Annotated in this window: 9 protein-coding genes and 1 pseudogene; 4 read left to right on the top strand and 6 right to left on the bottom strand. The window is 67.4% G+C overall.

The window, feature by feature from the left end; all coding sequences use genetic code 11:
- Positions 1–528: 528 nt before the first annotated feature.
- Positions 529–933: a barstar family protein gene (locus AB0E94_RS52065; RefSeq protein ID WP_360344184.1), complete on the top strand. Its 405-nt coding sequence runs from the start codon at positions 529–531 to the stop codon at positions 931–933.
- A gap of 842 nt (positions 934–1,775) precedes the next feature.
- On the opposite strand, the gene AB0E94_RS52070 is transcribed toward AB0E94_RS52065, so the two are convergent.
- Positions 1,776–2,255 (bottom strand): hypothetical protein, encoded by a 480-nt coding sequence (locus AB0E94_RS52070; protein ID WP_360344187.1) that lies wholly within the window; start codon positions 2,253–2,255, stop codon positions 1,776–1,778.
- A gap of 259 nt (positions 2,256–2,514) precedes the next feature.
- On the opposite strand from AB0E94_RS52070, the gene AB0E94_RS52075 reads away from it, so the two are divergent.
- Positions 2,515–3,078, top strand: a complete 564-nt coding sequence (locus tag AB0E94_RS52075; protein WP_360344190.1) for an aspartyl/asparaginyl beta-hydroxylase domain-containing protein — start codon at positions 2,515–2,517, stop codon at positions 3,076–3,078.
- A 156-nt stretch (positions 3,079–3,234) separates the two neighbouring features.
- Here the strand turns inward: AB0E94_RS52075 and AB0E94_RS52080 are convergent, their stop codons facing one another.
- From AB0E94_RS52080 to AB0E94_RS52100, 5 genes and pseudogenes are all read right to left on the bottom strand, one after another.
- Positions 3,235–3,873, bottom strand: a complete 639-nt coding sequence (locus AB0E94_RS52080; RefSeq protein WP_360344193.1) for an LD-carboxypeptidase — start codon at positions 3,871–3,873, stop codon at positions 3,235–3,237.
- Positions 3,873–4,757 carry an LD-carboxypeptidase gene (locus AB0E94_RS52085; RefSeq protein ID WP_360344196.1) on the bottom strand — a complete coding sequence of 295 codons (885 nt, stop codon included), beginning with the start codon at positions 4,755–4,757 and terminating at the stop codon, positions 3,873–3,875. The genes AB0E94_RS52080 and AB0E94_RS52085 overlap by 1 nt, the downstream gene beginning before the upstream one ends.
- A gap of 45 nt (positions 4,758–4,802) precedes the next feature.
- A complete protein-coding gene (locus AB0E94_RS52090) occupies positions 4,803–6,734 on the bottom strand; it encodes an acetoacetate--CoA ligase (protein ID WP_360344199.1) in 1,932 nt (643 codons plus the stop codon).
- On the bottom strand, positions 6,731–8,104 hold the full coding sequence (locus AB0E94_RS52095; protein WP_360344205.1) for a bifunctional 3-(3-hydroxy-phenyl)propionate/3-hydroxycinnamic acid hydroxylase: 1,374 nt from the start codon (positions 8,102–8,104) through the stop codon (positions 6,731–6,733). Before AB0E94_RS52095 ends, AB0E94_RS52090 begins: the two co-directional genes overlap by 4 nt.
- Positions 8,044–8,196 (bottom strand): annotated as a pseudogene (locus AB0E94_RS52100) (FAD-dependent oxidoreductase); the annotation flags it as partial. The pseudogene AB0E94_RS52100 and the gene AB0E94_RS52095, both read right to left, overlap by 61 nt.
- Here AB0E94_RS52100 and AB0E94_RS52105 point away from each other — a divergent pair.
- Entirely contained in the window at positions 8,184–8,408 is a 225-nt protein-coding gene (locus tag AB0E94_RS52105) for a hypothetical protein (protein ID WP_360344208.1), read from the top strand. The pseudogene AB0E94_RS52100 and the gene AB0E94_RS52105 sit on opposite strands and share 13 nt — an antisense overlap.
- Positions 8,409–8,532: 124 nt before the next feature.
- A complete protein-coding gene (locus AB0E94_RS52110; RefSeq protein ID WP_360344202.1) occupies positions 8,533–8,787 on the top strand; it encodes a hypothetical protein in 255 nt (84 codons plus the stop codon).
- The last annotated feature ends 302 nt before the right edge of the window (positions 8,788–9,089 follow it).

Consider the following 9,089-nt stretch of genomic DNA (forward strand, 5'->3'; position numbering starts at 1 on the left):
AGATAGTGAACCGCCGATGCTTCATCTCTTTCGAGATCACCTCACCACGCCACGCCGCCACCCGCACTCGACCACCCAAAAGTGCGAAAGTCGAGACCGCGATAGCGGCCAAGATACGCGGCCACCGCGGCTGTCAGAATCCGTGAGTCGGAGATCAACTGGCTGGGCTGGAGTGCTATCGAGGTCGTCATACCCCACGCTTCGACCGACACGTTCGGCCTCTGATAGCCCGATCTCTCTGCCGGTGCGGCGGCCGACGGCGCCTAGTATCCGGGGTGCCGGGCGGCAGTACCCTGTCGTGAGGTTCTCCCCGAGCGATGACTGCCGCTCGGCACCTCCTCGCCTCCTCTTGCCGCCGGCCGTCGCACTCGCGGCGGCAGATCAGTGCGTTCGGCAAGGGACCATTTCGTCTCGGTGTTGTGCTCCTGAAGACTGACATCCATGGACGGCAGGAGCGGTGAGAGCAGACGGGAATGCCGGCGGGATGGCTCTCCGAAAGTCCTGCAGGCCTGCTCGAGGAACACGCTGGTGGAGGTCGACTCGATACTGCCGGTGTCAGGTCGACACTGGGTGGCTCGCCTCAACGGCACGAAGATGTTCGACCCCGACCATGCCTTCTACGAGTTCTCCGATTCGCTGCTCTTCCCGGGCTACTTCGGCTGGAACTGGGATGCACTGTCCGACTGCTTGCGCGACCTCAGCTGGCTCGCGGCAGACGGGTATCTAATCCTGGTCGAGAACGTGCCGCAGCTCCTGTCGGGCAACCTCAGAGATCGGCGAACCCTCTTTCAGATCCTGTCTCGAGCGGTCCGGCACTGGGCGTCGCACCTCGGCAACGCGCCGGCGGGCATGAACGTGTTGCTGCTGTGCGACGACGATGATCAAGCCCGTCTGCTTAAGCAGGAGATCGCCGCTGCGAGTGACACCCTTTGACTGACCGTTCCATCGCTGCGACCACTCCAGCCGTGCTGGTCACGACGGAGCACGACCCGGACATACGCCTACAAGGCCCGCCTGAACCGCCGGACGCGATCGGCGGCAGATCAGTAGTGTCTTCGGCCACCAGAACTGACCGCGCCAAATCTCGGACCTTGCAAACCTTACCCTCTACGCTGCCGTTTCAGGGGGTAACCGTGTCTAGATTCGAGCAGCTTGATAGTGCTACCCGCGATCGCGTGCATACGGGCCTTGTCCGTGCGGTAAGTCAGCATGTTAATGAATGGGTAGAATGGGGAATAATCGAGTTTGAGTTCTCTAGATCAGCCCCTAATGACTTCAACCGTGTAGTCAACCTCCGCCAAGGTCACAGCGCACAGGCCGCCAGAGGGCAAATTGTGAAGCACGGGCATATGGCTTCGTGGTATCTAGCCAACCAGATCCTTACTCGCCAGCCACAGGTGAAGTGCCGTATGGCTCGGTGCACCGGAGCCTGGGGAATTTGGGATCCAGAGGGCGAGATTAGTTACTGGACCATGTCGGACTCTAATCCTGATTGGCAGAAACGAGTAGAGTGGGCGACCTACTGCGATCAGGGGCAAACAGGTCAACCTCGCGGATTGGCAGCCCTAGACTACATGCAATATGTTCCTTAAAGTCCAATTATTTCTCTGATGTTCGAAACTCACGTCGGGAATGTCGCCATCCTTTTCGCGGGCTGACGCGAGAGGCGCACTCACATCGGCATATCCGGATGACGCTGCTACTCAACAGGCTGCACCATTAGCAGTTACCGGCGCGACCCGGCCCGTCGCCGCGGCACACCCGGGCTACACGACCTAATTCCGGGCGATTCCCTTCTCGTCGCCCCTTGTCAAGTACTCCTTGACTAGGTCCCAGCGATCTTTGTAGGTATCGACGTCGAGGACGTTTCGCAGGTGAACCTTAGACCAGCCGCCTGAGGTCTTGACTAGCGGTACCAGCAGGTCTATCGGAAAAACATAGAGCTCAGGGGCTTGCTTTCCGCCGCTCTCGCCCTGACGTCGATACCGAAAACCTCGGTTCAAAGCTACGAGCACGACGAAATCGGTCTCGAGGTTGCGAAGCGGAAAAGCGCGATCGTAATCCGTTGCCCACCGGCTTTTGACCTGGATCCGGCAAGAGGTGCCATTGTCGGGGTCAGCAGCTATGAGGTCGTAACCCGGGAATCGCGTGTAGGCTTTTATCGCCTGGATTCCCTCGATTAAGAGGTGCGCCAAGACAAGAAACTCCGCACCCTCGGCCTCCAAGCGGCTGTCGAGACGACTCGAATTTTCCACGCTTCAACAATAGCTATGGGTCATGATCAAGTGCACTGTCCTCGGCAGATCCGTGCGCCCGTGCACGGTCGGCCCGCCGTGGTCGCCTATCGAGCGCTACGGGCGGCGGCTGGCCTCCGCGCGGGTCGCGGCAGATTCGTGTGTCTGTTCACGCCCGGAGCAGGGCGGTAGGGTGCGGTATTGTCCAGCAGCCCGTTCGGGCCTGGGACACCGGTCGCGCCGACGCCATTGGCGTGGCGCTCGCTGGTGGAGGCTTGCCATGTTTCTCGACGTCGACCGGTTTCCGTTTCTGGACGATCTTCGCCGGGTCTGGCAGGACATACGTACGGAGTGTGCGAGCTTGGACGACGAGTCGTTCGAGCCCTGGGTGCAACGCGAAATGTACGGGACCGGCTGGAGCGTCTACGGACTCGTCGCGTTCGGCACGCGGATCGACGCGGCGCTGGCGAACTGCCCACGTACTGCGGAGGCGCTGAGCAAGATCCCGGGACTCACCACCGCCGGTTTCTCTCGCATGGTCGCGGGGACGCACATCAAACCTCACGAAGGCTGGGTCACTACCGTTTACCGAGCCCATCTCGGCCTGATCGTGCCGGACGACGACTGCGCGTTGCGGGTCGGATCGCAAATCCGGCCCTGGCGCGAGGGTGACGTGTTCGTCTTCGACGACACCGTCGATCATGAAGCGTGGAACTATTCTTCGAGCACGCGCACGGTGCTGCTATTCGATTTCCTGCGACCCGGGCGAACCATGAACGAACTCGACGACCTGCCGCCGGAGGTCGCAGCTGCTGTGCAGCGGCAGACGCAAGACCGCAAGTAGGCGCTGCCGAGGCTTGTCCTGGCCGATCCGACGACGTGGACCGCACATCCACTCATCGGCTGTGTCCGAATTTCAGTCGTGCGACCCGACCGGCATCAGCGGACGATGCCACCATGGCAGTCCGCCGCTGCGGCTTCGTACCACTGGCCGCCGCGTTCAGGTGACTGTGAGTGAGCCTTCGGGCGTGTCGAGTACGGCGGGCACGCCGATGGGTACCGGTGGATGTCCCGGGCCGATCGGCAGGCCGGTCAGCACCGGCACGCCGAGGGTGCTCAGGTGGTCGGTGAGAACGTCACCGAGGTCCCAGTCCCGGTCGACCAAGCCGTCGAAGCCGGCGAAGTGGCCCACCACCACGCCGCGGACGGCACGGAAGGCGCCCGCACGGATCAGGTGGGTCAACTGGCGGTCGACCTGGCCCAGGCCCTGGGTACGTTCGCCGGTGAGCAGCAGGATCACGCCGTCGAGGCTGGGCAGGCCCGCGCCGATCATCGCCCGGAGCGGGCCGAGGCTGCCGCCGAGCAGAACACCGGACGCGAGGCCGGGCACCATAGTCGTGCCGGAAAGCCGCAGCGGGCCGGGGCGGATCGGCCCGTCGCCGTGGTATCCGGCCAGCCCGCACTCGCGCCACAGTCCCAGGTGAACGAAGGTGGCGGCACCCGTACCAATGATCGGTTTTGGGTCGGCGCGTACAGCGGCGAGGTCGAGGCCGTCGAGCAGCCGGTGATCGCCGTCGTCGAGGGCGATAGACCGGACCGCCGGGTCACGCAGGGCTTGGTTGAGCCGGGCGACGTCCATCAGCGGACCACCGCGCCGGCGGTCAGCGTGCCCGCATCCGTATCGATCGTCGCCTGGACCCCCACCGGGAGACACACCTGATCCGCCACATGCCCGAAGGGCAACCCACCGAGAATCGGCACACCCAACCCACCCAGGCGGGTACGGATGACGGCTACCGCCTGGTCGGGCCCCGGCTCGGCGACGCTCGGGTCGAGCCCGATGAGGTCACCGACCGCGACGCCGCGGATCCCGTCGAGCAGCCCTGCCCGCAGCATGCCCCAGAGCATCCGGTCGAAGTGCGGGTTCTGCGGACCTTCGAGGCAGAGGATCACCCCGTCGAGGCGTGGCAGGCCGGCGCCGAGGAAGTTGCTCACCGCGCCGGCGTTGCCGCCCACGAGAATCCCTGTCGCCCGGCCCGCGACGGTCACCGGAGACGGCTCGGCCTGCACGGTGATCGGCTCGGCCTCGAACAGCAGCCGCCGGCACGACTCGTCGGTGCGCCCGCCCGTGCCCACCGAGCCGTGCACCCCGGCCACACCGGTGGCCGTCCACAGCGCGAGGTGCAGGTTCGTGATGTCGCTGAACCCCACCACCGGCTTCGGGTCGGCGCGTACAGCGGCGAAGTCCAGGCCGTCGACAATCCGGTACGCGCCCGCGCCGCCGACGGCCGCGACGACCGCCCGCACCCCCGGATCGCGCAGGGCGGCGTTGAGGTCGGCGAGCCGGTCCTCGTCGGAGCCGGCCAGGAAACCCCGCTGGTCCAGGGCATGCTTACCGAGTTCCGGCCGCAGCCCCCAGCCGACGAGAGTGTCCATGACCTGCTCGGCCCACTCCGCGCTGGGAAAGGTGGCCGGCGACACCACCCGTACCCGATCGCCGGGTCGTAGTCTCGGCCCCCGCATCCGCGGACCCTATCCGCTTCGGCATCGCGCCCGCCACCCGGCTGGTCACCCTTCAGGGACGGCGAGCTGGGCGTAGAAGTCGAGCAGTGCCGGGTTGTCGACGGCGGAGCGGGCCAGTGCCTGTTCGATGGTGGCGCCCTGGAGCAGGCGCTTGATCGGCACTTCGAGCTTCTTGCCGGTACGGGTGTGCGGAATGCCCGGAACAGCGATGATCGTGTCGGGCACGTGCCGGGGCGAGGCCTGGGTACGCAGGGCTGACGTGATCCGGTCCTCAAGGGTTCGGTCGAGGACCGCATTCTCGGCCAGCACCACGAACAACGGCATCCAGTAGCCGCCGCCGTTCAACTCCACACCGATCACCAGCGCCTCGTTGATCTCCGGCAGTCTCTCGACGACCGCGTAGAGGTCGGCACTGCCGAGCCGGACGCCGTTGCGGTTGAGTGTGGAGTCGGAGCGCCCGGAGACGATGAGGCTGCCGCGGTCGGTCACGGTCATCCAGTCGCCGTGGCGCCACACTCCGGGGTAGTGCGCGAAGTAGGCCGCCCGGTAGCGGCTGCCGTCCGGGTCGTTCCACAGCCCGACCGGCATCGACGGCATCGGCCGGGTGACGACGAGTTCACCGACGTCGCCGATCACCGGATGTCCCTGCTCGTCCCAGGCGGCCAGGGCCACGCCGAGCAGTGGGGCGGAGATCTCGCCGGCCCAGATCGGCGTGGTGGGGGCGCTGCCGGCGAATCCGCTGACCACGTCCGTACCGCCGGTGGTGGAGACCAGTTGGATGCCGGGCCCGAGGTGGTCGGCCGTCCAGGTGTAGCAGGCGGCGGGCAGGGGTGCGCCGGTGCTGCCGACCACCCGCAGCGCGTCCAGTCCGAGGGTGGCCGGTTCGATGCCGGCTTTGGCGCAGGCCAGCAGGTGGCCGGGACTGGTGCCGAGCACGGCGACGCCGAGGTCGGCGGTCAGCTGCCACAGCCGTCTCGGGTCGGGGTACATCGGGCTGCCGTCGTAGAGCACGACTGTCGCGCCGACGAGCAGCCCGGAGACGGCGAGGTTCCACATCATCCAATTGGTGGTGGTGTACCAGAGGAACCGGTCGCCCGGTCGCAGGTCGGTGTGCAGGCCGAGCAGTTTGAGGTGTTCCAGCAGGACACCGCCGTGGCTGTGGACGATGCCTTTGGGTACGCCGGTGGTGCCGGAGGAGAACAGCACCCACAGCGGGGTGGAGAATTCGACGCGGGTGAAGGTCAGCGGTGCCAGTGTCGCGATGGCCTCGGTCCATGGCACGGTGTCCGGGTCGCCGGGTGTGCCGATGTGGTCGGCCAGCACGACGTGCCGGACGGTGGGCAGCAGTTCCCGCAGCCGGGCCACCTCGGCCCGGCGGTCGTGGGCCCGGCCGTTGAAGTGGTAGCCGTCGGCGGCGACCAGGATCGACGGTTCCAGCTGGGCGAATTTGGCGGCTGCGCCGTCGGCTCCGTAGTCCTGGCCGCACGCCGACCAGATCGCGCCCAGGCTGACCGTGGCCAGGAAGGCGACCACGGCCGGTGTGGCGTGGGGAAGGTAGCCGACCACCCGGTCGCCGGCGCCGACTCCCTGCCGGCGCAGCCAGCCGGCGAAGGCGGCCACCTGGGTTCGCAGCTGGTCCCAGGTGACCTCGGTGGTCCGGCCGTCCTCGGTGACCGCGATCAGGGCGAGCCCGGTGCGGTCGCGGAGCGCGTGTTCGGCGTAGTTGAGGCAGGCGCCGGGGAACCATCGGGCGCCGGGCATCGGCGTGTCGTCCAGTACCCGGTCGTAGCCGGAGTCGGACTGGACGTCGAAGAAGTCCCAGACCGTGGCCCAGAAGGCGGTCAGGTCGCTGACCGACCACTGCCAGAGTTCGCGGTATCCGGGCATCGACCGGCCGGTGCGTGACTCGGCGAGGTGCGCGAACGCCGTGATCGACGCCGTCGTGCCGGGGTCCGGTTGCCAGATCGGTTCGGTCATTCGTCTGCTCCGGTGAGGTCGCGGTGGAGGGCGGCGAGGGCGGAGGGCAAGGCGGCGGGTGTACGGCCGACGGCGTACACGGTGCGGTCGGGCCGGATGAGTGCCCAGCAGGCGTCGAGGTCGTCGAGCCAGTCGGCGAGGCGGGTGGCGGGTTCGATGAACACCCGGGTCAGCGGCAGTCGCCCGGCCGGTTCCGGAAGGTCGGTGCCGGTGGTGGCCACGACGGCGAACCCGCTGCCCAGGAGCCGGTCGATGAGGACACCGCCGGGGCCGGTGCGGGCGAGGGGCAGCAGGGTGCCCTGGGCTTTGCCGGCCAGCCGTTTGTCGACCAGTGGTCCGCGTAGCGGTGGTGAGGTGGCGTCCAGGACTTTGGCGGCGACCGCCGGTACGTTCCTGATCACGGCCAGGACGGCGCGCCGGACCGTTGCGGCGGTCGTTCCGCCGCCGGTCATCGCTTTGCCGAGCAGTACGGCGAGCTTGATCAGGGCTTCGGCGTGTGGGCGGCGTTCGGCCTGGTAGCTGTCCAGCAGCGGGGCGCGGGCGTGGCCGTCGAGGGTGGCGGCGAGTTTCCAGGCCAGGTTCGTGGCGTCCCGGATCCCGGCGCACATGCCCTGTCCGATGAACGGTGGCGTCAGGTGTGCGGCGTCGCCGGCGATGAGGATGCGCCGGTCGCGCCAGGTGTCGGCGACGCAGGCGCGGAAGGTGTATTCGGTGCGGCGCAGGATCTCCAGCTGGTCGTCGCGTGCGGCGCCGGCCCACGGGTCGATGAGGGTACGCAGCCGGGCCAGGTCGGCGAAGTCGGCGGGGTTCTCGTCGTCGCGCAGCCGGATCTCGAAGCGGTAGCGGTCGGGTCCGATCCGCATGTAGGTCAGCGCGCGTGTCGGGTCGCAGAGCTGGTGCACGCCGTCCCAGGCGCCGAACTCGGCCGGGGACCGGATGTCGACGACGAGCCAGCGCTGTTGGAAACCGAGGGGCCGCTGAGCCGACCCGATGCTACGGCGGACGATGCTGTTGGCTCCGTCGCAGCCCACGGCGTACGCCGCAAGGATGGTCTGTTGTTGCTCTTGACCGTCGGCGGGCTGGACGGTGACCGTGACGTGGTCGGCGTCTTGGGCCAGATGGGTGACCTGGTGGCCGCTGAGCAGCGTGACCGACGGATGCCCGGCCAGGTTCTTGCGCAGCAGCCGTTCGAGTTCGGGCTGGTCGAACAGGTTGGCCTCGGGGAGCCCGTCGGGTGGCCGCGGGTGGTGCGGCTGACGTCGGCGAACTCGTCGCCGACACCGAGCTGGTGCAGGATGCGCAGGACCTCGCCGTCCAGGTGCACCGCCCGGGGCAGCGGGTAGATGTCGAGGTGACGTTCGACGACGCAGACGCTGCGGCCGTGTTGGGCGAGCAGGGTTGCCAGGGTGAGGCCGGTGGGGCCGGCGCCGACGATGAGCACGTCGGCTGGTGGCGGATTCATCGGTGATCAGCGGCGGCGGGGCGGTGAGCGCGGTGCCGCCGGGCGGGGCGGTGAGCAGGAGGTCGCCGGCCTGCATGGTCTGGAACCGGGCCAGTGCGGTGAGCGCCACGGCCGCCGCCCTCGACACCACCATGCTGCTCGACGCCGAAACCCGCCACGCGATGCGCTCCGGCAACGCCGCACACCTGATTCGCCGCCACGCCCACCGGTGATCGCCGCACCCAGGCAGAGACCGACTTCTGGAGGACAGATGGACCGCAGGCGCGCACTCCGTAACACCACACGAGATCAGAGTCCCCCAGGTCGGCGCCTCCGCGCGGCCCCGTCGCTCCCCCGATGCGGCCTTTCAAAATCATTACCGACGATCGCGTACGGGTCACCGCCACCCTGGTCGACCACGCGCTGGGGTTCCCCTCCTTCGCCTACCTTTTCGACACCGCCGACAGCTCGATCGCCGCCCGCGCAGACGTACCCACTCTGCTGCTCAATCACCTCTCACCGGGCAACCCGGCCCTGGTCCCGGACGCCACCTGGCTACGCAAGGCCACCACCGGCTACACCCGAACCGTCCTGATCGGCAACGACCTCTAGCGCCTGACCCTGCACACCCCCACCGGCGTCAGGCGATCGTTTTGTCCATACCCGACACGCCAGCGCGTGTCTCGCCACTTTCGATCATGAAACGGCCGCAGGCTAGTCCCAGAGGCCGCAGTCTTTGATCTGATCGAGAGCGCTCGCCGTCATCGAGAAGCCTCCGTGGAAACCCCCGGCTTTAGTCCCTGTCGCCTCTGGCGAGGTGGCCCGTTCCGGGCTGAAAATCGGTGCTGGTCGCTCGCTGACGTCGTAACCCTTTGATTCGTACGAGGTCGTGTTTTAGTCGGACGCGGGCAGTC

The sequence above is a fragment of the Actinoplanes sp. NPDC026670 genome (assembly GCF_040638175.1).
Taxonomy (GTDB): Bacteria; Actinomycetota; Actinomycetes; order Mycobacteriales; family Micromonosporaceae; genus Actinoplanes.

Excerpts from the sequence above, each read along its gene's own strand:
- AB0E94_RS52110 (WP_360344202.1), top strand. The coding sequence starts at position 8,533 with ATGCGGCCTTTCAAAATCATTACCGACGATCGCGTACGGGTCACCGCC.
- AB0E94_RS52085 (WP_360344196.1), bottom strand. The coding sequence starts at position 4,757 with ATGCGGGGGCCGAGACTACGACCCGGCGATCGGGTACGGGTGGTGTCG.
- AB0E94_RS52080 (WP_360344193.1), bottom strand. The coding sequence starts at position 3,873 with ATGGACGTCGCCCGGCTCAACCAAGCCCTGCGTGACCCGGCGGTCCGG.
- AB0E94_RS52090 (WP_360344199.1), bottom strand. The coding sequence starts at position 6,734 with ATGACCGAACCGATCTGGCAACCGGACCCCGGCACGACGGCGTCGATC.
- AB0E94_RS52075 (WP_360344190.1), top strand. The coding sequence starts at position 2,515 with ATGTTTCTCGACGTCGACCGGTTTCCGTTTCTGGACGATCTTCGCCGG.